The 24,172-nt window shown below is 60.9% G+C and carries 20 protein-coding genes; 8 read left to right on the plus strand and 12 right to left on the minus strand.

Annotated elements, in window-relative coordinates; all coding sequences use genetic code 11:
* Positions 1-65 precede the first annotated feature (65 nt).
* Positions 66-317: a GlsB/YeaQ/YmgE family stress response membrane protein gene (locus tag LPB072_RS12695; protein WP_066090308.1), complete on the plus strand. Its 252-nt coding sequence runs from the start codon at positions 66-68 to the stop codon at positions 315-317.
* A 59-nt stretch (positions 318-376) separates the two neighbouring features.
* On the opposite strand, the gene LPB072_RS12700 is transcribed toward LPB072_RS12695, so the two are convergent.
* The 3 genes from LPB072_RS12700 to LPB072_RS12710 are packed head-to-tail and all read right to left on the minus strand — an operon-like array spanning position 377 to position 7,550.
* Positions 377-1,684: a TIGR03862 family flavoprotein gene (locus tag LPB072_RS12700; protein WP_066090312.1), complete on the minus strand. Its 1,308-nt coding sequence runs from the start codon at positions 1,682-1,684 to the stop codon at positions 377-379.
* On the minus strand, positions 1,681-4,977 hold the full coding sequence (locus tag LPB072_RS12705; RefSeq protein WP_066090315.1) for a UvrD-helicase domain-containing protein: 3,297 nt from the start codon (positions 4,975-4,977) through the stop codon (positions 1,681-1,683). The genes LPB072_RS12700 and LPB072_RS12705 overlap by 4 nt, the downstream gene beginning before the upstream one ends.
* Entirely contained in the window at positions 4,974-7,550 is a 2,577-nt protein-coding gene (locus LPB072_RS12710; protein WP_157694152.1) for a PD-(D/E)XK nuclease family protein, read from the minus strand. The genes LPB072_RS12705 and LPB072_RS12710 overlap by 4 nt, the downstream gene beginning before the upstream one ends.
* A 209-nt stretch (positions 7,551-7,759) precedes the next feature.
* Here LPB072_RS12710 and trxA point away from each other — a divergent pair, with 209 nt between their 5' ends.
* Both trxA and rho read left to right on the plus strand, forming a co-directional pair.
* Entirely contained in the window at positions 7,760-8,092 is a 333-nt protein-coding gene (gene trxA / locus LPB072_RS12715) for a thioredoxin TrxA (RefSeq protein ID WP_066090321.1), read from the plus strand.
* Between the two features lie 195 nt (positions 8,093-8,287).
* Positions 8,288-9,550, plus strand: coding sequence for a transcription termination factor Rho (gene rho, locus LPB072_RS12720; RefSeq protein ID WP_066090324.1), 1,263 nt, complete (start codon positions 8,288-8,290; stop codon positions 9,548-9,550).
* 178 nt (positions 9,551-9,728) lie between these two features.
* On the opposite strand, the gene LPB072_RS12725 is transcribed toward rho, so the two are convergent.
* The gene (locus tag LPB072_RS12725; RefSeq protein WP_082876920.1) at positions 9,729-10,619 is read right to left on the minus strand and encodes a LysR substrate-binding domain-containing protein; all 891 of its coding nucleotides are present in this window, start codon (positions 10,617-10,619) and stop codon (positions 9,729-9,731) included.
* A 110-nt stretch (positions 10,620-10,729) separates the two neighbouring features.
* On the opposite strand from LPB072_RS12725, the gene LPB072_RS12730 reads away from it, so the two are divergent.
* From LPB072_RS12730 to LPB072_RS12740, 3 genes are all read left to right on the plus strand, one after another.
* A complete protein-coding gene (locus tag LPB072_RS12730) occupies positions 10,730-11,596 on the plus strand; it encodes a class II aldolase/adducin family protein (RefSeq protein WP_066090333.1) in 867 nt (288 codons plus the stop codon).
* Between the two features lie 175 nt (positions 11,597-11,771).
* Positions 11,772-12,032 carry a type B 50S ribosomal protein L31 gene (locus LPB072_RS12735; RefSeq protein WP_066090336.1) on the plus strand — a complete coding sequence of 87 codons (261 nt, stop codon included), beginning with the start codon at positions 11,772-11,774 and terminating at the stop codon, positions 12,030-12,032.
* A 128-nt stretch (positions 12,033-12,160) separates the two neighbouring features.
* A complete protein-coding gene (locus LPB072_RS12740; protein WP_066090338.1) occupies positions 12,161-13,858 on the plus strand; it encodes a hypothetical protein in 1,698 nt (565 codons plus the stop codon).
* Positions 13,859-13,861: 3 nt separating this feature from the next.
* Here the strand turns inward: LPB072_RS12740 and phoR are convergent, their stop codons facing one another.
* The 8 genes from phoR to LPB072_RS12780 all read right to left on the minus strand — a co-directional run bounded on the left by phoR (position 13,862) and on the right by LPB072_RS12780 (position 21,340).
* The gene (phoR, locus tag LPB072_RS12745; RefSeq protein ID WP_066090340.1) at positions 13,862-15,181 is read right to left on the minus strand and encodes a phosphate regulon sensor histidine kinase PhoR; all 1,320 of its coding nucleotides are present in this window, start codon (positions 15,179-15,181) and stop codon (positions 13,862-13,864) included.
* Entirely contained in the window at positions 15,178-15,918 is a 741-nt protein-coding gene (phoB, locus tag LPB072_RS12750) for a phosphate regulon transcriptional regulator PhoB (protein ID WP_066090343.1), read from the minus strand. The genes phoR and phoB overlap by 4 nt, the downstream gene beginning before the upstream one ends.
* A 34-nt stretch (positions 15,919-15,952) precedes the next feature.
* The gene (gene phoU, locus LPB072_RS12755) at positions 15,953-16,654 is read right to left on the minus strand and encodes a phosphate signaling complex protein PhoU (protein WP_066090346.1); all 702 of its coding nucleotides are present in this window, start codon (positions 16,652-16,654) and stop codon (positions 15,953-15,955) included.
* Between the two features lie 41 nt (positions 16,655-16,695).
* On the minus strand, positions 16,696-17,484 hold the full coding sequence (gene pstB / locus LPB072_RS12760; protein ID WP_066090947.1) for a phosphate ABC transporter ATP-binding protein PstB: 789 nt from the start codon (positions 17,482-17,484) through the stop codon (positions 16,696-16,698).
* Positions 17,485-17,529: 45 nt separating this feature from the next.
* The gene (gene pstA / locus LPB072_RS12765) at positions 17,530-18,384 is read right to left on the minus strand and encodes a phosphate ABC transporter permease PstA (protein ID WP_082876950.1); all 855 of its coding nucleotides are present in this window, start codon (positions 18,382-18,384) and stop codon (positions 17,530-17,532) included.
* Positions 18,385-18,413: 29 nt separating this feature from the next.
* Positions 18,414-19,394 carry a phosphate ABC transporter permease subunit PstC gene (gene pstC / locus LPB072_RS12770; protein WP_231943244.1) on the minus strand — a complete coding sequence of 327 codons (981 nt, stop codon included), beginning with the start codon at positions 19,392-19,394 and terminating at the stop codon, positions 18,414-18,416.
* A 153-nt stretch (positions 19,395-19,547) separates the two neighbouring features.
* On the minus strand, positions 19,548-20,579 hold the full coding sequence (gene pstS, locus LPB072_RS12775) for a phosphate ABC transporter substrate-binding protein PstS (RefSeq protein WP_066090355.1): 1,032 nt from the start codon (positions 20,577-20,579) through the stop codon (positions 19,548-19,550).
* 158 nt (positions 20,580-20,737) lie between these two features.
* The gene (locus LPB072_RS12780; protein WP_082876921.1) at positions 20,738-21,340 is read right to left on the minus strand and encodes a TlpA family protein disulfide reductase; all 603 of its coding nucleotides are present in this window, start codon (positions 21,338-21,340) and stop codon (positions 20,738-20,740) included.
* Between the two features lie 182 nt (positions 21,341-21,522).
* Here LPB072_RS12780 and LPB072_RS12785 point away from each other — a divergent pair, with 182 nt between their 5' ends.
* Both LPB072_RS12785 and LPB072_RS12790 read left to right on the plus strand, forming a co-directional pair.
* Positions 21,523-23,007 carry a Ppx/GppA phosphatase family protein gene (locus LPB072_RS12785; protein ID WP_066090358.1) on the plus strand — a complete coding sequence of 495 codons (1,485 nt, stop codon included), beginning with the start codon at positions 21,523-21,525 and terminating at the stop codon, positions 23,005-23,007.
* 23 nt (positions 23,008-23,030) lie between these two features.
* Positions 23,031-24,146, plus strand: a complete 1,116-nt coding sequence (locus tag LPB072_RS12790; RefSeq protein ID WP_066090361.1) for a response regulator — start codon at positions 23,031-23,033, stop codon at positions 24,144-24,146.
* Positions 24,147-24,172: the final 26 nt, after the last annotated feature.

The raw sequence follows: 24,172 nt of genomic DNA on the forward strand, positions 1-24,172 counted from the left end.
TTCGGCGCAGCGGGGGCACATGCCCCAAGTTTTGGTCTCCCAAGCATTCAGAAAGGATCTCTCCCATGTCCCTCATCATCACCCTGGTCATCGGACTCATCGCCGGTTTCGTGGCCCGCGCCATCAAGCCCGGCGACGACAACATGGGCATCATCATGACCACTGTGCTCGGCGTGGCAGGCTCGTTCGTCGCCAGCTATGGTGGTGCTGCTTTGGGTCTGTACCAACCCGGTGGCGCCGCTGGTTTCATCGGCTCCGTTGTCGGAGCCGTGATTCTCTTGTTCGTCGTAGGGTTCATCAAGAAGCGCCAGGGCTGACCGAGCGGGCTGGTTCCACAACAATCAAGGCCTGGCTTGCTGCAGCGAGCCAGGCTTATTCATCGAGCCAGATAGCGTGCGGCACCCTCGCCAGCGCGGCGCCCGGTGGCGAGACAGGCTGTGAGCAAATAGCCACCTGTGGGGCCCTCCCAATCCAGCATCTCGCCGGCGCAAAACACCCCAGGGCGCTGGGTCGACATCAGCCGCTCATCCAAGCCTTCGAATGCAACACCCCCTGCGGTGCTGATGGCTTCATCAATCGGCCGGGTACGCACGAGTGTCACCGGCGACGCCTTGATCAAGGCTGCCAGAACCGCTGGCTTCTGAAAACTGGCCTTGTCAACCAGCTCATGCAGCAAACCCATCTTCACCCCCTCCAGCCCCAAGCGACTCTTCAGGTGGCTTGACAGACTGCGCGAGCCACGGGGGTGCGCGCATTGCTCGGCCACAAATGCCGGGCTGCGGTCAGGCAGCAGATCCAGAAACAAAGTTGCCTGCCCGTTGCGTTGAATCTCTTCACGCAACAGAGCCGAGGCCGCATACACCAGGCTGCCTTCCAAGCCAACCGCCGTGGCCACAAATTCGCCTTTGCGCTCAAAGCGCTGACCCAAGCTGTCTGTGAAATGCAGCGCAACCGATTTAAAGGGCTGACCTGCGAACCGCTCGGAAAAATGGGTGCTCCACCCCGGCGCATCGCCGTACAGGCCAGAGCCGCGCACTTCAAATCCGCAATTGCTGGGCCGCAAACCTGCCGTGGACCAGCCATCGGCTTGCAGCGTGGGCAACCAGGCACCGTTGGACCCCAAACGGGACCAGCTTGCCCCGCCCATGGCCAACACGGTGGCGCGTGCGCCCACAGACTGCTCGCCTTGTGGGCCCTGAAACCGCAGACCACCCGTGCCGTCTTCGCTCCAACCTTGCCACCGTTGCCGCATGTGAAACGTCACGGGGGCTCCGCCGCCACCGGGATGGCGCAAGCGGTGCAACCAAGCCCGCAGAAGTGGCGCGGCCTTCATGTCGGTGGGAAACACCCGTTGGGAACTGCCGATGAAGGTTTCGATCCCCAAGCCCGTCACCCACTCCCGCACTTGTTGCGGCCCACAAGTTTCCAGAAGCGGTTGCAACACGGCAGATGCCTTTGCATATCGGCTGATGAAATCGGGCAATGGTTCGGCATGGGTGAGGTTCATGCCCCCCTTGCCAGCCAGCAAAAATTTTCGGCCGACCGAAGGCATGGCATCAAAGAGGTGCACCTCATGACCGGCGCGGCTCAATACCTCGGCGGCCATCAGGCCGGCTGGGCCGCCGCCGATCACGGCCACCTCGATATGGCTGGGCAAGGGGGCTTGGGAATCTGAAAGGCTCATGAGGGTTCAACTTCGCGCCATTGTCCCAGCGCATTGATAAAGGCCAGGCGCACGCGGGCGCCCGGTTGGGCATGGGCAACGGCTTGCCCATAGCGCCTGATCTGTGCCAGCAAATCAGGCCGTGTTTCCGGTTGTTCGTGGCTCTTGAAATCAATCACCCACCAGTCACCGTCGATTCTGCCCTGCACCAGTCGGTCCAGGCGCAAGCCCTCGCCTTGCCAAAACAGCTCCACCTCGTTGCCCCATTGCTGGAGTTGCGCGGCGTCCCAAGCCCATGCGCCCTCGCCTTGCACCACGCGCTGCGCCATGGCCGTGGCCTCAACTGCCTCATCGTGGCTGAGTTCGAAGGCGCGGCCTGCGGCCAGGGTGTGCACGTCTGTCCATTCGAAGTCGGCGTGGGTGGGGTGCCACTGCAGCAAGCGGTGCATCGCCAGGCCCATGCGCGTGCGCAAATCGGCTTCTGGAACCACCGAGCTCCCAACGCCCACTGGAGCAGGTGACGCTACCGGCAACGTTGGCAAGCCCAGCATGCCGAACGGCGCCAGGGGTTCCAGCGCCGAAGCATTGGAGACTTCAGGCACGGTTGCTGCGGCACCGCGCAAATTCAGCCGTTGCCACCAGGTGGCCCTTTCGCCTCGCCTGTGGGGTTCAAAACTGGACACCACCAGCCGTTCTTCGGCCCGGGTGAGCGCCACATAGAGGGCGTTGATTTCTTCCAGCGCGCGGGCGCGCTGCTCGTTGGCCAGCAAGTCTTGCGCACACACCGGTGGCGCGGTTTCGCGCTCAAGAAAAACAAAACGGCGCGGCGCAGGCGCTTCGCCCGGCCAGTCGATCAGGACCCCCATGGTTTCCGACTTCGGTGCACCGCTGTCGGTGTCGAGCAGCAAAACCGTCTTGGCTTCCAGCCCTTTGGCGCCGTGCACCGTGAGCAGGCGCACAGCATTCGCCTTGGGCACCGTCGCCAGTTTGTTGCCGCCCGCCTTGAGCGCACGCACAAATCGGTAGGCGCTCAAATACCGCCCGCCGTCTTGCGCCAGCGACTGCGTCAACACATCGCGCAAAGCCGCCGTCACCGCCGCGCGCTGGCCTGATTGGGCGATCTCGGCGAAGCGCGCCAAGGCGTCCGAGTCTTCGTAAATCGCCGACAAGGCATCGTGTGGTGGCCATTGACGGGTCCATTGCCGGTAGCGCTGCAAACGCGCGGCGGTTTCCACCATCCGAGAGGATTCACCCTGGTTGTCGCCGGCCAGATCTTGAAGCGCCAGCCACCAGCTCACGCCGGTGGCAGCACCTTCTGCCCCATGGCGCAACAGATTGACGCGATCGGCCAACGTGACCAAGTCGCCATCGCTCCAACCAAACAGGGGCGACTTGAGCGCGCGGGCCAGGCTCAGGTCGTGCTGCGGCGACACCAGCGCGTCGAGCAATGCGATCACGTCCTGCACGGCCCCGATCTGGTTGAGCTCCAGCTTCTCGGGTTGCTCGCTGGCAATGCCCAGGGCCTGCAAGGCTTCGTGCATCCAGCCCAGCCGCTCCCGCTTGCGAGACAACACCATGATCTTGCCGGGCGGCGTGCCTTGAGCGATGTGATCCGCCACCCAGCGGGCCGCCTGCTGCGCTTCCAGTGCGGCGTAGCCCTCTTCTTCGGGCGGTACGCGCGGCATGGTCAGGCTGTCGCGCCAAATCACTTCGGCGTCCTGGCCGTTGCCGGCCGGCGCCTTGGCTTGACGGGAAATGGCGGGCAACACCAGCACCTCACCCGCCGCTTCGCTGTGTGTCGTGTGGTCGCGAAAATCGGCGTACTCGCCAGCCGCGATCGCTTCCTGCATCACGGCGTTCAAGGTGTCAACCACCAGGGGCGAACAGCGGCGCGTGTGGTCACAGCTGAGCAGCGCACCGCCCAGGCCTTCCACCACAAACACCTGCGCCGCTTTGAACACCTGTGGCTCTGCCCGTCGAAACCGGTAGATGGATTGCTTGGGGTCGCCCACCAGGAACACGCTCGGAGCCTCCCCCGGCCCGGCACCTGCATAGGCCGACAGCCAGCCGTAGAGCGCCTGCCACTGCAGCGGGTTGGTGTCTTGAAACTCGTCAATCAGAAGCTGACTCACCCGCGCGTCCATGCGCTGTTGCATCCAGCCCGAGAGCTCGGCATCGGCCAGCAACCGCTGGGCAGCCGACTCCAGATCGTTCATATCAACCCAGCCGCGCTCCCGCTTCAGATCGGCGTAGACACGCAGCAGCACACGCGTCAAGCGGGTCAAGCGCTGCTGGTGCAACCAGGCGCGCTGCTGTTGTTCGGCCTCCAGCAACCAGCGCACCAGGGCCTGCGCTTCACGCACCCGATCAATCTGCGCGATCTTGGCGCCGAATTGCCGGTCTTCGTTTTTCTGCGTCAGCAAGGCCGTGCACACGCCCTCAAAACGCCCCTCGCTCAGCGCCGTCTCCAGCTCCACACCTTTGGCCGAAAAGGTTTTGGCGGTAGCCGCGCCCAGAATACGGGCTGCGTCCCACAACAGGCTTTGTGGTTCCGGATTCCGAATGAACGCCGCCGGTTCGTCGCAACCATCCAGGGCGGGAAAGGCCTCGGCCATGGACTGCACCGAGCCGTCAAGCGTGCCCGCGGCGTCGGCCATGGCGAACTCCACGCGCTTGTTCAATGCCGTGTCGAGCGACTTGAGGGTCTGATGGCGGCCATGGAGGCCCACGCTGTCGAAAAAGTCCTGGCGCTCCTGAGGTGCATCCACCAGCGCCCGGTAAAACCGCGGCCACACCAAGGCTTTGGCCCGCTCGTCGTCCTCCAGCAACTCATAGGTCAGCGGCAAACGCAACTCTTGCAGCACCGCCAATGGCGCGCTGCGCAACAAGGCTGCAAACCAGCTGTGAAAAGTTCGAACCTGCACCGCCCGGCCCTGCGCCATCAGGCGCGCATTCAAACCGCGCAAAGCCTCCATGCGGGCTTCGGCTTGCGCGGGGGTGAATCCCCACGCCTGCATGACCTCAAGCAGTTCGTGATCGGCCAGGGTTTCACACCGGCGCAATTCGGCCTGGAGCCGACCCCGCATCTCTCCGGCGGCTTTTTTGGTGAAGGTGATGGCCAGAATGTCTTGCGCCGGTGTGCCATCGAGCAATGCCCGCACGATGCGGGCCACCAGCATCCAGGTCTTGCCCGCTCCCGCGCAAGCCTCCACCGCCACCGACCGCGCCGGGTCGCATGCCACGGCGTAAAACGCCGCGCTGCTGGCCCCTTCGCCGTTGATTTGATAAGCCGCCTGTTGTTTCGAGCCGTTCATGTGGCGCTCCAGTCATCGCGGCGGCAGAGACCCCGCGCCGCGCAATGCTCACACACCCGCCCTTCGCCCAACGCCGGCATGGGCTGCCCGGCGGCCACACGCGCCATATCATTCGCCAAGCCTTCGAGCAAGGCCTCTCGGGCCAGCAGTACCTCGGGCTGTTCGATCAACCGCGTGCCCGCATCACTGCCGGTGCCCCGCTTGTCGGTGATGCTCAGGTAGGCGGCGCGCAGATTGTCTTCCGGCAGCAAGGCCGCATAAAAAGCCAGCTGGGTGTCTTCAAACGGGTCTTTGACCCGCTCCAGCGTGCGCACCCGGCTCTCGGTTTTGTAATCGATTACAAACGCCAGCCGCCCTTCGGGACTCGGTTGGGCATCAATCCGGTCAAGCTGCCCGAGCAATTGCCATCGCCCGACAGGCGCCCGACGTTCGACCTCGGCCGCCTCAAACGACGGGCCTGCCCGGTTGTGCAAGGCCTCGTAGTCGGCCAACCAATCCAGATACCCCTCACGCATCGCTGGCCACACCGCCTGGAAAGGCATGAAACCCGCACCGCCAGCGCCCACCTGCAAACCCATGGTTTCGCTCACCGCCTGGGCCCAGCGCTCAAGCGCCTCGGTATCGGCCAGGCGCCCCGGACGCTGGTCGAGGCGCTCCTCATGAAAACCACGCAACACGGCATGCAACCAGTTGCCCATGTCGCGCTGATCGGGCTCGTCTTCGAGCTCATCGGCGTCGTGAAGCCGCAGTTGGCGCAAGGCAAAAAATTTGTAGGGACAATCGCGCAGGTCTTGGTAGGCGCTGGCCGACAGACGCTCGGGCAGCAGTGCCGCAGCGCTCGGCGCAGGCCGTTCAGGAACTTGAGGCCTGTGTTCGGCCATGGCCCGGGGCTCATCTGCTGGCGGCGCACCCGCTTGCTGCAAAGCCAGCACCCAGGCATTGGGCAACACGTCCTCGCCCCGATCCTGACTGCGCCACAGAAGGTCAATCGGCGGGTAGGACAGCATGGCCTGCCAAGCCTGCCATGCAGCTTGCGCCAAAGCAGCCCGTCCCGGCATGCCCAACACCTCGCGCTGAGCTTCCGTCCAGGGCGCAGGCAATTCGGGGTGGGTCGGCAGCGAACGCTCATCGCAACCAGGCACAACCACCGCGCCAAAAGCGCGCGCCACCTGTTGCGCCATCGGCAAAATCACCACGGGCACCGCATCCTCTGCGGCCGGCGTAAAGCTGGCGCTCTCCAGCACATCGCTCACCCAACCCGTGAAAGCCGCCAGCGACCATCGGCGCTCCGACGGCTCCGGCCCGTCACTCTCCTCCCATAGCGGTCCCAAACCCTTCAGCTCAGTCGCTGCACCGGGATGCAAGCGCAAGCTGATCAGCATTTGCTGCCCCGCCGCATCGGCGCTCAACACAGCCCACCATCCCGCTGACGTCAGCACTTGCCCCAGGGCCTGCAGCCAGCCCTCCAGGGTCTTGCTTCCCTGCAGGAGCGCCAGCATGTCGCACCACGCCACGGGCAGCACGGAGGCCAATTTTTCATGTGCTACGGCCGCAGCCCACCGGGTTACCCCATGGCGCCGGGCAAGCGCCTCCACCTGGTGAGCGATCGCGTCGCCCCACAGCGGCGACAGTTTCAGGGCATCAATGGCATCGTCCATGCTGGCACGCGGGTCTGCCGCCCGCAACACCGTCATCAATTGCGCCGACGCGTGGGTGGTCGACAATTTCCAGCCCGTCTCATCGCGCACACCCACCCCTGCGCTATGCAACAACGCGCTGACCCGTCGCGTGAGCAAGCGATCGTTGGCCAGCAAGGCCACAGGAACTGCCCCAACGGCTACGTGTCGAACCACACAAGCGGCCGCGCGTTGTGCCTCGTCCTCTGCATCACCACAGGCATGCCACCGAACGTCGGTCAAGTCCAGGCCATGGGCAAACGTCTGCGGCGACTCATCTGCCTGGAACAGTGCCCAAACGAACGCCCGCTCAGGGCCCCACACCGCCGTCAAGGCCTTGGCCAGCGGATCCACTTGAAAGCCCTGCCAAACCAACAAAGCGTCGGCCACTTCGCCAGGTCGTGCCAAGGGTCCCCAGAGCACATCGGTTGAATAAGCCGAGTTGCTGGCCCAGGTCACCGCCAAAGTCGCAATCAGCCCCTCCCACACTGGGCTCTGCAACCCGGGACCCAGCGCGGCCAACCGGTCCTGACCCCACGATGCCCGGTCCTCAGGTGCGACTGACGCCGCCACCGACACCAACGAGCGGGTCGCCTCCACCAGCCGACTGACCATGGCAGTGCGCAAAACCGGGTCAGCACGCCCCTTCGCCACGCGGTCAACCAGGGCCGACGCAACCAGACTGTCTCTGGCCAGATCGCCGCTCCAGTCCATGGCGCCAGGCGAAAACGGTGACAAATTGGACGCCCAGTTTTTGCTCGACTCGAAGCGAGGGGCAAACCCGGTCGGATGGGCCTTGGCCCAGGCGCGCCGCGCGGCCTCCATCAGTTGTGCATAGGGCACCAAGACCACGGCCCGGGACGGCGAGACACCATGATCATCCAACCAGCGACTCAAGCATTGGATGCGTCCCTTCCATGCCAGCTCAACGCCATGGGGTGTCGCCTGTGGGCCTGAAGGGTGTGGGGTTGTAGCGAGCGCGGGCATCGGAAGTCGGTCTTTCTGTCACAATGGAGCGGCAGCACCAGCTTGGCACTCCGGACGATTCCGACTCCAGGTCGGCGCAACACTTTAACCCCCCCGCTAACGATTTTTGAGGATGGACCATGGCCAGCGACTTGATCAAACACGTTTCTGATGCAACTTTCCAGGCCGACGTGCTTGACGCAAAAGCCCCTACCCTGGTGGACTTCTGGGCCGAATGGTGCGGCCCTTGCAAAATGATTGCACCCATCCTGGACGAAATTGCCACAACCTACAGCGGCAAACTCAACATTGCCAAGGTCAATGTGGACGACAACCGCGACGTACCTGCCAAATACGGTATTCGCGGCATTCCCACTCTGATCATGTTCAAAGACGGGCAGTTGGCAGCCACCAAAGTGGGCGCCATGAGCAAAGCGCAATTGACCGCATTCATCGATCAGCAACTCGCTTGAGTTGACCAGGCTTTCTGACCAATCAGGGTGCAACGCCCTGATTGATCCAGGAAAGCCAAATTTTTCCTGTCATAATTCAGTCGGTTGCTGGCCAGACACAGCCCAGCCTCCTTCCATCGGCGCACCGCCCACTCTCTGGGCCGAGGCGCACCCTCCCCCGATTTTCTGCAACGACTCCCTCACGGAGTGAATTCCATGCACCTTAACGAACTCAAGGCACTGCACGTGTCTGAAGTCTCCAAGCAGGCCGAGGCCCTTGAAATCGAAAACGTCGGACGCATGCGCAAGCAGGAGCTGATGTTTGCCATCATCAAAAAGCGCGCCAAAGGCGGTGAACTGGTGAACGCCGACGGCGTGCTCGAAGTGTTGCCCGATGGCTTCGGCTTTTTGCGCAACATGGACACGAGCTTCACTGCGTCCACCGATGACATCTATATCTCCCCCAGCCAGATTCGACGTTTCAATCTGCACACGGGCGACATGATTGAAGGCGAAGTGCGCATCCCCAAGGATGGCGAGCGCTACTTTGCCTTGAACAAACTCGACAAGATCAACGGCTTGCCCCCAGAGGACAACAAGCACAAGATCATGTTCGAAAACCTGACGCCGCTGTTCCCCAAAGAACAGATGCGACTGGAACGCGACATCAAGACGGACGAGAACATCACCGGCCGCGTAATCGACATCATTGCGCCCATTGGCCGCGGCCAGCGCGCTTTGATCGTTGCCCCTCCCAAGAGCGGCAAGACGGTCATGATGCAGCACATCTGCCACGCTATCGCGTCCAACCACCCCGAGGTCGAGCTGATCGTGTTGCTGGTTGATGAGCGCCCGGAAGAAGTGACCGAAATGCAGCGCACCGTGAAGGGCGATGTGATCGCATCCACCTTTGACGAACCTGCCGCGCGCCATGTACACGTGGCCGAAATGGTCATCGAGCGTGCCAAACGCCTGGTTGAGCTGGGCAAAGATGTGGTCATCATGCTGGACTCCATCACCCGCCTCGCACGCGCCTACAACAACGTTCTGCCTTCCTCCGGAAAAGTGCTCAGCGGCGGCGTTGACTCCAACGCCCTGCAACGTCCCAAGCGCTTTTTCGGCGCCGCCCGCAAGATCGAAGAAGGTGGCTCGCTGACCATCATCGCGACAGCACTGGTGGATACCGGCAGCCGCATGGATGAGGTGATCTTTGAAGAATTCAAGGGAACCGGCAACTGCGAAATCCACCTGGACCGCCGCCTCTACGAGAAGCGCGTGTTTCCCTCCATCCAGCTCAACCGCAGCGGCACCCGCCGCGAAGAGTTGCTGCTGGCGCCCGAGATTCTGCAAAAGACCCGCATCCTGCGCCAGTTCATGTACAACATGGACGAAATCGAGTCCATGGAAATGGTCTTGAAGAGCATGAAGGCCACGAAAAACAATTCCGAGTTTTTCGACATGATGCGACGAGGCGGTTGAACCTCCCTGGATACCCTCGCCCTTAACGTGCAACATGCCTGCTCGTTCAGGGCAGGTTCTGACGCCTTATCTCTTTTCTCTTTCGCAGCCGTTCAGGGTGTTCCGCAGGCAGCCCGACAAAGGCTCATGCGAGCAGCACTCCACCCTGAGCAGACGCACCGATTGCCGGACAGGTGTCTCATCGGTCCTTGGCCTGATCCGCAACCCAGTCCACAAAGGCAGCGATCGGCGGGCGGCTGCGGTCACTGACCCGCAAGCTGACAAAATGCAGGGGTCGGTCAATGGGTTTTGCGCCACGGGCCTCCAACACCACCAAATCGCCACGCGCCAGTTCGCGCCCAGCTAACCGGGTGCTCTCCAAGGCCACCCCCAACCCGTCGACGGCTGCCGCAATGGCCATGGCGGCGCGGTCAAACGAGCAGCGTGGTCGCGAGGGAAGCACGATCCCATTGCCATCAAACCAGTCGACCCAACCCACTGGACTGAGCTGGGAATCGATCAGCATCAGGCGCTCGATCGCCTCTGTGGCACTTTCTCCTGGCGCCACCAGTTGTGGAGATACGAGCGGTACAACCCTTTCGTTGCCAAGGGAAAATACTTCCAGCCCAGCCTTCTGGCGCGCTGCGCCATAAGACAAGGCCACATCCAGTTCGCGCATCACACCCAGATCCACCGGTTCGGCACCCGTGGTCAGTCGGATGTTGATCGTCGGGTGTTGAGCCAAGAAAGTGGGCAAGCGCGGGCCGAGCCATTTGAGAGCCAAACTGGGCGCGCAGTGCACCGCCAGCACCTCATCCTGGGTGGGCAGTTGCACTTCAGCGCAAACGGCGTCCAGCGCGTCAAACACCCGACCGAGGCTTTCGAACAGGCGCAGACCTTCACGCGTGGTCCGCACCTGGCGGTGACTGCGCTCAAACAGAGCGCGGCCAAAGTACCGCTCCAGGTCGCGAATCTGGTGGCTGATGGCTGAGGCGGTGAGGTGCAACTCCTGCGCGGCAAGCGCAAAACTTTGCAGCCTGGCCGCTGCTTCAAAGGTGCGCAAACGCGCAAGTGGCGGTAGATTTCTCATGCAAATGACACTCAGATGAACTGAATTCATGTTTCCATGAGCAATCATCGTTTGTCAAGGCCGTCAGGGCGGGTCCACCATAGGCATCCAACACAACCTGAGGAAACGCCATGCCCGCCGTGCTCGAAAAAATTCAATCGCTGGATCAAAAAGAACATCGGTACGACCCACTGACCAACCCCAAGGTCTCCATTTACCAACCCGATCAACCGGGCCTGATCTACCCGGGCAGACCCGGTTTTGACGATGTGACGCAGGAGCGCCAATATCTGAAGGAAAGGCTGGCAGGCGCTTGCCGCGCATTTGCACGCCAGGCGTTCGACTACGGCTTTGCCGGCCACCTCACCGTTCGAGACCCGGAGCACCCCAACCTGTACTGGACCAACCCGATGGCGGTACATTTTTCGCAGGTGAAGGTGTCAAACCTCATTCTGGTGGACCATCAAGGCCAGGTGGTGGAAGGCCGCCACGCTGTGAACCGCGCGGGCTTCGTGCTGCACGCCGCCGTTCATGAAGCGCATCCCGACATTCAGGCCATGTGCCATGCTCACACGCTGCATGGCACTGCGTTTGCATCTCTCGGCCAGCCACTGCTGCCCATTTCACAGGACGCTGCGGCGTTTTTCGAAGACCATGTGGTGATCAGCGACGAGGCAGGTCAGGTGGCCGTGGAGTTGAATGCCGGACCGAAGGTGGCCGACTGGTTCAAGGGAGTGAAAGCCGCCATTCACCAGAACCACGGCCTGTTCACTGCGAGCCGCCACAGCATCGAAGCGGCGGCATTTTGGTTCATTGCCCTGGAACGCTGCTGCCAACAGCAACTGGCCGTGATGGCAACCGGGCAGACGCCGCACCTGGTTCCGGCGGACAGGGCTCGCTATAGCCGCGAGCACGTGGGCAGCGACTACATCGGCTGGCTCCATTTCCAGACCATCTGGAACGACCTGATCCGCAGCGAACCCGATCTTTTCGAATGACGCCGGAAGCCCAACCCCGTGCAACTCGGGCCCCGAGCCGCGCGAGGTGGCACACCAAGCCAAGCTTATTCACATAGCAGGTGGTTTCGCTCTATAATCCAAGGCTTTATTGATCGCGACAAGTACAGGGAAATGGTTTCCCTGCGGCTGCCGCACCTGACCTCAAGGAATCGTCATGAAAGACGGCATTCACCCCAACTACCGCGAAATCTGCTTCCAGGACATGTCCAACGGCTTCAAGTTCGTGACCCGTTCCTGCTCGAACACCAAAGAAATGATCACCATGGAAGACGGCCGCGAGCTGCCGCTCTTCAAGCTCGATACCACCAGCGAGTCGCACCCCTTCTATACCGGCACGCAAAAAAGCGTGGACAACATGGGTGGCCGCGTCGAGCGCTTCCGCAACCGCTACGCCAAAGGCGGCGCTGCGAAATAAGCATCTTGTGCCCGGCTGCTTCAGCCGACGCTCATGCAAAAAGGCAGCCGGTTTCCGGCTGCTTTTTTTTCGGCCATTGCGCCCCTTTTTAGCTGGCGCGAAGCGCCCTGCCCTGTATATTCTCCGCAGTGAGTTCCACCAATCCCGCTATCGTTACCCAATCGGCCGTGCGCCGACTGCCACGCATCGCCTTGTTTCTTTTCTGCCTGGCCTACGTGTTGCCCGGCTTTGTTGGCCGCGAACCATGGAAAAGCGCTGACGTATCGGCTTTGGGCGTGATGCTGGAGATGGCTTCCGGCGCCAGCTCGTGGTGGGTGCCTCAGGTGCTTGGGCAAGCCGCCGACGTAGGGGGTGCATTGCCCTACTGGCTCGGCGCAGCGTTCATTCATTTGCTGCCCTTCTTGCCTGCCGACTACGCGGTGCGGGTCGCCTTTGCAATGTTGCTGGGCCTCACGCTGATGTGTTCCTGGTACGCCGTCTACCAATTGGCTCGCCAGCCTTCCGCACAGCCGGTGGCCTTCGCCTTCGGCGGTGAAGCCAGTCCGAAAGACTATGCCCGCGCAGTCGCCGATGCCGGCTTGCTTGCGCTGATTGCCTGCTTGGGCCTGGCCCAGATGTCGCACGAGACCACGCCCGATCTGGCGCGCTTGTGCGCCAGCAGCGCGCTCATGCTCGCCGGCGCACGCATGGCCCATGCCGATGATCCGCATCCATGGCTCAGTCTGCTGTTGTGGTGGGTGGCCACCGCCGGCCTGGCGATGAGCGGCGCACCCTGGATCGCCATGGCCCTGGGCACCGGGCTGCTGCTGATTCTGACCGTTACCCGAGCGCGCTCCGGGGCAGGCAGCCCATCCACCCTGACCTGGGCCGCCGTGGGTGTTGCGTTGATCGTAGGGGTCGTCGCGATGTTTGAAAGCATGCCCTGGCCAACCATCGCTCTTCCACTGGAATTCGAGTCTTGGCAACGCTGGAGCCGATTGATGGTCTGGTTCACCTGGCCAGCATGGCCCTTGGCACTGTGGACGTTGTGGGGCTGGCGCCGGCAGCTCTTGAGCCCACACGTCGCAATTCCACTGTGGGTTGCCACGGTGAGCGTGCTCAACAGCGCATTGAATGCCGACTTTGACCGGGCTCTGCTGCTGGCGCTTCCCGCCTTGGCAGCACTCGCTGCCTTCGCGTTGCCCACCCTGCGTCGAAGCGTCTCGGCTTTGATCGACTGGTTCACGCTGATCTTTTTTACCCTGTGTTCCTTGATCATCTGGGTGGTGTGGTTCTCGTTGCAAACAGGCATACCGGCGAAGCCTGCGGAAAACATTGCACGGCTGGCTCCCGGCTTCTTGCCGGAGTTTTCGTGGTGGTATTTTCTGGCAGGCTGCTTGGCCACATTGGCCTGGCTGTGGCTGGTCGTGTGGCGGGTCGGACGCAATCGGCAAGCGATCTGGAAAAGCCTGGTATTGCCTGCAGCAGGTGCAACCCTTTGCTGGGTGTTGCTGATGACCCTGTGGCTGCCTTTGCTCGATTTCGCCCGCAGCTATGGCCCACTCTCTCGATCAATAGCGCGCGTCGTACCCGCCAATGAGTGTGTGTTGATAGATGGGTTGACGCAGGCGCAGATCGCAGCGCTCCAGTACCACGGCCAACTGCGCCTTCGTCGCCTGGGCAACGCCGGTGATCTGGGCCAATGTGGTGCGCTGGTGATGGACCCCAGTGAGCAATCCAACCTGGACCAACGGGTTGACCTGACCCACTGGGCCTACAAAGCGAGCGCCAGCCGATTGAGTGACCGCAAAGAGCGTCTGCTGATTTACCTTCGGGTAGGAAGGTAGCGGTCAGTTTCTCTGGGCTTCCCGCATGCGAACCGGTGGCAGGGCAATCACAAAAGTGGATCCTTTGCCCACTTCGCTCTGCACGTCAATTTGCCCGCCATGCCGTTGCGCGACATGTTTCACGATGGCCAGGCCCAGGCCTGTACCGCCGGTCTCTCTTGAGCGGCTCCGATCGACCCGATAGAAGCGCTCTGTCAGGCGGGGCAAATGTTCAGCAGCAATCCCGGAGCCGGAATCGGTGACATAAAACTCGCCCCACCCGTCATCGCGCAAACGCCAGCCGGCCACAATTTCCCGGCCAGCGGGTGTGTAGCGAACAGCATTGCTCAACAAGTTGGACATCGCGCTAAGCAATTCGGTCTTCGCACAAGACACTGCAAGCCCTGGCATGCCTTTGGCCACGATCACATGCTGCGGCCTTGAAATCGCGGCAGACAACCCGTTGGCTTCCTGCATCACGTGACTGAGCAGTTCATCGACAGCCGACCATTCCCCCTGCCCTGGCACCGGGCTGCCCTCCAGGCGAGACAAAGTCAGCAAATCACTGACCAGTGTTTGCATGCGTTGTGCCTGCTGGCTCATCAGCCCCAGGTAACGAACCCTTTCTTCCTCTTCCAGCTCGATGCTCTGCATGGTTTCTACAAAGCCGCTGAGCACAGTCAATGGGGTCCGGATTTCGTGGGAAACATTGGCCACAAAATCGCGCCGCATGGCTTCGGCCAGTTGCACGGCGGTCACATCACGCGTGATCATGAGCTTGCGCTTTTTTCCATAGGGATGCACTTGCAGCGAGATTTTGGAATGCTGCGTCGGGCGGGGCCCTGGTCCATCAATCTGAATCTCATGGCCAAAGTTGCCCATATCGAGATACGACACAAAGGCAGGCGCTCGAACCAGGTTGCGCACGTATTGGCCCACATCGCGCTCAGGCTCGAACCCCAGATGGCCAGAGGCGGTTTGATTCGACCATTCGATGCGCCCGGCTGAATCCAGCAAAACCACTCCATTGGGAGAGGCTTGAATGGCAGAGAGGAAATCCTCCAGACGTGCATCGGAGTTGGCGGCCTTTTTCTCAAGCTTCTTGATCAGTTTCCGGCCCCGCTCGACCACCTCACCCCACACGCCCGAAATGCCTGCCTTGCGCGAGGCATCACCCTTGTTGAGCCAATCCAGTGCACGGCGAGCCCTCAATCCGTCAAAAACACCCCAGACCAGCGCACCAAGCAGCGCGCCGAAGAAGCTCCACATGGCCGCATCTTGCGTCCAGCCCCACACCGATCCCAGCGCGACCAGGACCAGCAGTTCAACCAGTCGGTGAATCATGCAGTGGAAACAGGCGGCCGACCCTGCACAGGCTTGACAGCCGCGCCAGTACCCTGAGCGGTCAGGCGGTAGCCAGCGCCGCGCACGGTTTCCACCATGGTCGCAGCCTCACCCAAGGACTCCCTCAAACGTTTGACGTGTACGTCCACGGTGCGCTCCTCGATAAAGACATGATCCCCCCAGATTTTGTCGAGCAGCGTACCACGGGTGTGCACCCTTTCTGCATGTTTCATCAGGTAATGGAGCAGCTTGAACTCTGTCGGTCCGAGCTTGAGCTCATTGCCCTGAAAAGTCACCCGGTAAGTGCCGGCATCCAGTGCCAGTTCTCCCAGTTGCACCGAATCGTTCACCGTTTGAGGCGCTCGGCGGCGCAGGACGGCGCGAATTCGCGCGAGCAACTCCTGCGTGGAAAAGGGCTTGGTGATGTAGTCGTCGGCACCGGCATCCAGGCCTTGTACCTTGTCGGCTTCATCGCTTCGCGCGGTGAGCATCAAGATGGGGACGGCCTTGGTCCGCTCCTGTTGCCGCCATGACCTCGCCAGCGAAGCCCCGCTTTCACCTGGCAGCATCCAGTCCAGCAAAATCACGTCGGGCAGAACAGCATCCACTTCGCGGCGTGCCGCCTGACCTTCAAAAACCACGGTAGGCGCAAACCCGTTGTGCCGCAGGTTGACGGCGATCAGCTCGGCGATCGCTGGCTCGTCCTCAACCACCAGAACGCGAGGTAATTTTTTCATTCAGTGACCTTCTCTGCCAATGCGTTAGGAGCGTTTATCCGACCACCGAGGCCACTTCGTCGACTGACGAGTGGCGCACATCTTCACCCTTCACAACGAAGATGGTCTGTTCGGCGATGTTTTTGGCATGATCGCCCACCCGCTCCAGCGACTTGGCCAGGAAAAGCAAGTTGAGGCTGGGGGAAATGGTTCGTGGATCTTCCATCATGTAGGTGATCAGCTTGCGCAGGAAACCGTCGTATTCAACATCAATTTCATCGTCTTGCTTGATGATGGCCAGGGCCATGGTGGTGTCAAGGCGGGCAAACGAATCGAGCGTTTTGCGGAGCATGCCGGCAGCAAGATCTGCGGCCAGCCGCAATTCCGATACCGGCAGCGAACGCGGCGAACCGCTCTCGATTATCGACTTCACCATGCGCGCGATGCGCGCGACTTCGTCGCCCGCACGCTCGAGATTTTGCGTGGTGCGCGAAATGGCCATCAAGAAGCGCAGGTCACGTGCCGTGGGTTGGCGCCGTCCAATGGTGGAGATGATGGCGTGATCGATGTTCACCTCCATCTGGTTGATGCGTTGCTCGGCTTCAAGCACCTGCTCGGCCGTTTCTTCACTCATGTGAATCAACGCGTAGACTGCCTGGTGGAGTTGCGACTCCACCAGACCGCCCATCTCCAGCACCTGCGTGGAAATGGAGTTCAGTTCGGCATCGAACTGACTTGAAATGTGTTTATCACCCATGTGTTTCTCCAGTATTTCGGTACAAACTGCCAGCCAACCGCTCAGCCAAAACGGCCGGTGATGTAGTCTTCGGTTTCGGTTTTGCTCGGCTTGAAGAAGATCTGCTCGGTTGAACCAAATTCGACCAGCTCACCCAGGTACATATAGGCCGTGTAGTCGCTGCAACGGGCTGCCTGTTGCATGTTGTGCGTCACGATGGCGATGGTGTAGTCCTTCTTCAGTTCGTGCACCAGCTCCTCGACCTTGCCCGTTGAAATCGGATCCAGCGCAGAAGTGGGTTCGTCAAGCAGGAGCACCGAAGGCTTTACCGCCACACTGCGCGCAATGCACAAACGCTGCTGTTGACCGCCGGAGAGAGACAGCCCGCTTTGATTGAGCTTGTCTTTGACCTCGCCCCACAACGCAGCCTTGGTCAGCGCCCATTCCACGCGATCGTCCATCTCGCTGGTGCTCAAGGTCTCGTAGAGTTTCACACCAAACGCAATGTTGTCGTATATCGACATCGGAAACGGCGTTGGCTTTTGGAAGACCATGCCAATGCGAGCGCGCAGCAAGTTGATGTCCTGTTTTCCGTCCAGGATGTTCTGGCCATAAAAATTGATTTCGCCTTCAGCGCGCTGGCCGGGATACAGGCTGTACATGCGGTTCAGCGTACGCAGCAAGGTGGATTTTCCGCAACCCGAAGGGCCGATGAAGGCCGTGACCTTGCGCTCCTCGATGCCGAGGTTCACATTTTTCAGGCCTTGAAAATTGCCGTAGAAGAAGTTCAGGTTGCGCAACTCCAGCGCGTTGGGGTTCTTGGGCAGCGGTTGGGTAGCCGTAGCAGACATGGTGGTGTTCTTTCGAAAGACGGTCAAAGACGGTGTGGGGTCAAATCAGGAAGGCTTCTTTTCACGCAGGTACACGCGGGCCACCACGTTGAGCACCAGCACAGAAAGCGTGACCAGCAAGGCGCCGGCCCATGCCAGGCGGTTCCAGTTGTCATAGGGGCTCATGGCAAACTGGTAAATCACGACCGGCAGGTTGGCCATGGGTTTGCTCATGTCGGTGCTGAAGAACTGGTTGTTCAAGGCCGTGAACAGCAAAGGTGCTGTTTCACCGCTGATGCGGGCAATCGCCAACAAGAGGCCTGTCATGACTCCGCTCTTGGCCGCACGCAGCGTGATGAGCGTTGAGACTTTCCAGCGGGGCGCACCCAAAGCAAAAGCGGCTTCCCGCAAACTGCCCGGCACCAGACGCAGCATGTTCTCGGTGGTGCGAACCACCACGGGCACAGCGATCAGCGACAGCGCCAACGAGCCTGCCCATCCAGAAAATCCGCCCATGGTGGACACGGCAATGGCATAGACAAACAGACCCAACACGATCGAAGGCGCCGACAGCATGATGTCGGTCACGAAACGGGTCAGTTCGGCGGTTTTGCTCTCATCGCCGTATTCGGTCAAGTACACCCCGGCCAGGATGCCGATGGGCGTCGAAACCAGAACGGAGAAGCCGACCATCATCAAACTGCCAACGATGGCATTGGCGAGACCACCGCCTTCGGAGCCAGGAGCAGGGGTCGACTGGGTCAACAGGTTCCAGTCCAGTCCGGCAAGTCCTTTGCTGAACAGCACGACCAGAATCCACATGAGCACCGCCAGGCCCAAGACCATGGAGCCCATGGACAGGGAAATCCCGATGGCGTTGCTCGTGCGGCGCCGACGGTACAGGGTGGCGTTGATGGCCATGGGGTCGGGTGTTTTGTTAACTTGGTTCATTACAGACCCTTGGCTTTTTCAGCGCGAACCATCATCCACTTGGCCAGCGCCAGCACGATGAAGGTGATCACGAACAAGAGGAAACCCAGCGCAAACAGCGCATGGATGTGCATATCGGAAGCCTCGCCAAATTCGTTGGCCAGGACGGAGGCAATCGAGGTACCCGGGGAGAACAGCGAAGTCGGCAAGCGGTTGGCATTGCCAATCACGAAAGTCACCGCCATGGTTTCACCCAGGGCGCGTCCCAGACCCAGCATCACGCCCCCGATCACACCCTTCTGGGTGTAGGGCAAAACCACACGGCGCACCACCTCCCATGTTGTGCAACCCAGGCCATAAGCCGATTCCCTGAGGATCGGCGGCACGATTTCAAACACGTCGCGCATCACGGCCGCCACAAAGGGCAAGACCATGAACGCCAGCACAACGCCAGCGGCCAGAATGCCGTAGCCGTTTGTGCTACCGCCAAACAGAAAGCCCACCAGAGGCATCGAGCCGATCAGCTCCTGCACAGGCACTTGAAAGTGATCGGCGAACAGCGGGGCAAAAATGAACAGGCCGAACATGCCGTAGATGATGGAAGGCACAGCTGCCAGCAACTCGACCGCCGTGCCCAAGGGGCGGCGCAGCCAGGTGGGGCAGTTTTCGGTCAAGAACAAGGCGATGCCGAATGCCAGTGGTACGGCAATCAAAAGCGCAATACTGGCGCTGGCCAGTGTGCCAACGATGGCAATGGCCGCGCCAAACTCTTCGTTGACCACATCCCACTCCACGCGCCAGATGAAATTCAGCCCGAACTTCTGAAAAGCGGGCCAAGCGTTGATGAACAACGAAGCAATGATGCCCGAGAGGGCCACCAGAACCAGCAGCGAGAAGCCCTGGGTGATGCGGTGAAACATCACATCTTGCAGCTGCTGCCGCTTGGCGATGGTCACCATATTGGGATTGCCTGTTTCAACAGGCAAAGTGGGCGCACTCATGGTGTTTTCCAGGTTCATAGGGATTCCCATTGGGACAGACTCAGGGCAATGTCGATCTCGGCATTGGATCGACCTGATGAAAGCAGGAGGTGGCACATACCAGATGCACCACCTCCATGAGGCCCGTTGCAGACCTCAGTGAAAACACCCGACTTATTTCTCGATCTGCGACCAGACTTTCGAGCGAATGGCGTCGGTCAGCACATCGGGCAAAGCCACGTAGTCCAGGTCGGCGGCCATTTGCTTGCCGTTCTTGAACGACCAGTCAAAGAACTTCAGCACTTCGGCCGACTCGGCCTTGTTAGCAGGTTTTTTGTACATCAGGATGAACGAAGCCGTGCTGATGGGCCAGCTCTCGGCGCCCTTGGCATTCACCATGGACACGGCCATGCCAGGCTTGCTGAACCAGTCCACGCCGGCTGCCGCAGCGGCAAAAGCTTGCTCGTCTGGTCCAACGTACTTGCCATCGGCGTTCTGCAGACGCATGTAGTTCATGTTGTTCTTCTTCACGTAGGCGTACTCAACGTAGCCCACTGCGCCCTTGACTCGGTTCACGTTGGCTGCCACGCCTTCGTTGCCCTTGCCGCCGACGGACGACTCAGCAGGCCACTTCACAGCCTTGTTGGTTCCCACTTTGTCGGCCCAGTCCTTGCTGACCGAAGACAGGTAGTCGGTGAAGTTGAAGGTCGTGCCCGAACCGTCGGCACGATGCACCACCGTGATCGAAGAGGAAGGCAGTGTTTTTCCAGGGTTCAGGGCAACCAACTTGGCATCGTTCCACTTGGTGATGTTGCCCAGGAAGATATCGGCCAACACGGGGCCGGTCACCTGCAATTCACCCGGCTTGAACCCTTCGAGGTTCAAAACAGGCACCGTGCCGCCAATGATGGCCGGGAACTGGACCATGCCATCCTTGTCGAGATCGTCACCACTTTGAGGGGCATCCGACGCGCCAAACGCAACGGTCTTGGCCTGGATCTGCTTGATGCCACCGGAAGAGCCGATGGACTGGTAGTTCATGGAATTGCCCGTGGCGGCTTTGTAAGCCTCGCCCCACTTGGCGTAAACAGGGAATGGAAAAGTTGCACCTGCGCCGGTGATTTCAGCGGCCAGGGCAGAACCCATGGCAAGGCTGGCCAATGCGGCTGCAGCGACGGTCTTGAGAAGGGTACGTTTGGAATTCATCTTGGTCCTTGCGGTTGGTGATAAAGAGTTCACAACCGGGACTTTAGGGAGGCTGTGTGACAGCCATGTGACAAATCAAATTTGTCACACAAACAACCCCAAAACGACTCACACCCCTGCTTTTCGGGCCGCCCTGCCCGACCCAGTGCGGCTCGGCGCTACAAAAATTGGGCCATCGCCTCGATATCTTCGGCGAACAGCTGCCCCTTTTCGGCCACTTTCAGTCGACCGTCCGCGCCAGCGAGCAAAGTAATGGGCAGGCCTTTGGGCTTGGGGTAGGCCTTTCGCCATTCGGGGCTGGCCCAGGCTGCCGGAAAGCTGTAGCCCTTCTTGGCCAGGTAGGCCATCGCATCTTGCGGTTTTTTGTCAATCGACAACGCCAGCATCTGAAACCCACCCGTCTGGTGCGCACGCCAGAAAGCCTCCATTGCCGGGCTCTGCAAGGCGCAAAACGGGCAGGTACTGGACCACCAATACACCAGCAACGGCTTGCCCCGGCTCGCTACCGGGTCAAACCCGCCACCAGCCAACAACTCAATCGGCGGCACGTTCAAAACACTGTCCAATGCAGGCAACGGTGGTGCCTTGGCCTCCTCGGCAGCAGCCGAAACGGGCTGGGCGCTGACGCCCCCCCCGGTGAGCGTCAGGGCGCACGCTGCCACACCCCAAACCAGCCCGGCGCGGCGGTTGAAGACCCCGGCAGCTACCGCTGTGCCGGTGGCAGATTCATCGACAGGGGGGGACGACTGTAGAGGGTGCATGCCAAGGCTCCAGACAGGTAAGATGTGTGAAGCATAAGCGTTTGATGATGGAATTCAACCCCTCCTGGGTGGGTCCACCCAAAAGTGCTGAAACGACGCTGTCAGGTGATGCGTCACAATCCGAGCTACCCCCCTCGCCCATCTGACCGAACTGAGCACCGGCTCCAAGTTTTCACCCACCCATGCAAAACGGTACCCTCCTGGCAGCCATCGACCTCGGATCCAACAGCTTTCGACTTGAGATCGGCCGGTTTCACGCTGGCCACATTGAGCGAGTGGAATACCTGAAGGAAACCGTGCGCCAAGGCAGCGGCCTTGACGAGAACAAGGTCCTCAGCCAGGCCGCCATGGAGCGCGGCTGGGAGTGCCTGTCGCGCTTCGGCGAAAGGCTCCAGGGCTTCACCAAGCAACAGGTGCGTGCTGTTGCGACCCAGACCCTGCGCGAGGCCAAGAACCGCGACGAGTTTCTGCGGCGCGCCCAATCCCTGCTGGGTTTTGCCATCGAGGTGGTGCCCGGCCAGGAAGAGGCCCGCTTGATTTACCAAGGCGTGTCCCGCCTGCTGCCGCTGTCAGACGAAAAGCGCCTGGTGGTGGACATTGGCGGCCGGTCCACCGAGATGATCCTCGGCCTGGGTTATGAGCCGCGCCGATTGGAATCGTATCGGTTGGGCAGCGTGGCCTGGTCGACCCGCTATTTCCCACGCGGTCAGTTCACCGCTGCAGCCTTCAAAACCGCCGAAGTGGCGGCCAAGGCCGTGCTGGATGAGGCTCTGGATACCTTTCCCCCTTCGGAATGGTCCATTGCCTATGGCTCATCCGGCACAGTGGGCGCCGTTGCCGACGTCCTGGCCGCCAATGGCTGGGCTTCGGGTGTGGTGACCCGCTCGGGCCTGGACTGGCTCGTTGACAAGCTGATTAAGGCCGGCAATGCGGACAATCTGAAGTTTGAAGGCCTGAAAGAAGACCGCAAAGCCGTCATCGGCGGCGGAGTCAGCGTCTTGCGCGCCATCTTTGACCTGTTTGGTATCGAGCAGATGGTGCCAGCCCAAGGGGCGCTGCGGCAAGGGGCCTTGTACGACCTGATCGCCCGCGAAACGGACGGTGGCGATGTCCGCGAGCGCACTGTGCAATGGCTGGCCGACCGTTTCTCGATCGATGAAGCACAGGCTCAACGCGTCAGCGAGGTCAGCATGGCCTTGTTTGCCCAGGTGGCCGCTGGAGACACCCAAAACGAACGCTACTCCCAGAAGCTGGCATGGGCAGCCCGCTTGCATGAGGTCGGCACCCACATTTCTCACGACCGCTCCTACCACCACGGCGCCTACATTCTGGACAACGTCGACGCACGGGGCTTTTCCATTCCCGAGCTGCACCGCATGAGTCAGCTCGTTTTGGGTCAGCGAGGCAAGCTGCGCAAACTGGAGCAATCGCTCAATGACGAGTTGTTTGCCAAACAGCTGGTGAGTTTGCGGTTGGCCGTTTTGTTGTGCCATGCCCGACAGCTCCCGGAACACCAGTCGATCAAACTCAGTTTCAAAGGCAACGGCTTCAAGATATCGACCAACCCCGGCTGGAGCCGTCGCTATCCCCAGTCTGCATGGTTGTTGGGTGAAGAGGTACAGGCTTGGCAAAAAACCGCCTGGAAGTTCTCGGCCGATATCCGCTAGAGCCAGCCCAGGAGCATGACACCATGGCATTGATCCTCGTCGCCGAAGACGACATCGGCACCCAGCGGTTGATCTCAACCGCACTGCGCAACAAGGGCCACGAGGTTCTGACCGCACCCGATGGACTAAGTGCCTGGCGATTGATCGAGATGCGTTCGCCCGAACTCATCGTCAGCGATGTCAACATGCCGGGTATGACTGGCTTCGCGTTGCTGCAACGGCTGCGCGACCACACCACTCTGGGGCTCACCCCCTTTTTGCTGCTCACATCGTTGCAAGAGCGCCAAGATATGCGCCAGGGCATGTTGCTGGGCGCTGACGACTACCTCACCAAGCCATTGCGCCCACGAGAACTGGTTGAAGCCGTCAATGCCCAGTTCAACCGCCAGCGCATGCGCAGCGCCCTGCAGGACGAGGAAAACCAGCGCGCGCTTTCCCAGGCGCTTGAAGCGCAAGCCTGGGATCTGCACGAGCAATACGAAAACCGTCTGGCGCGGGAGCTCAGCGAACAGTGGCCACAAGATGGCCGCGAACAGGACACCACCCATTACCCGGAAGCCACGGTGCTGTTCGCCGACATACGGCACTACCGTGACTGGCTTGGCGCCCTGACCCCAGCCGAAATGAGCATGGTGCTCAAGCGTTTTTACGAGAACAGCGGCGACACGGTGCATCTCTTTGGTGCCACCGCGATGCACTTTGTGGGTGAAGGCGTGATCGCGGTGTATGCCGATACCCAACACATGCTCACAGCGCCCCACGCGTTAAGGGCGTTGAAAGCAGCCATGGGCCTGCGCAAATCAAGCGCAGCCATCGATACCTTCGTGCGCGACAACCTCCCGCAGCGCAAGCTGCCCGCCTTTGAGGTGGGTATCGCCTTGCACAGCGGACCAGTGGGCATGGCCCAGTTGGAAGGCTTCCTGGGTGGGGCCCGGCACCTGCTGCCCGTCGGTGAGACCGTGGTCAACACCATGGCCATTCAGCGTCTGGCGCCTGAGGTGCCAGGGGCCATGATGATGTCGGTCCCGATGCTTCGAAGCGTCACGGGCGCGGTCAAAACCTTGGAACGCTATTTCCTGCCGGTGGACCCGTCGAAGGGCAAGATGGAAGTGTGTGCGGTGCAACCCATCACAGCCTGACAACCTTGTCGCCTACTGCTTGCGCT

The organism is Hydrogenophaga crassostreae (assembly GCF_001761385.1).
GTDB lineage: Bacteria > Pseudomonadota > Gammaproteobacteria > Burkholderiales > Burkholderiaceae_C > Hydrogenophaga > Hydrogenophaga crassostreae.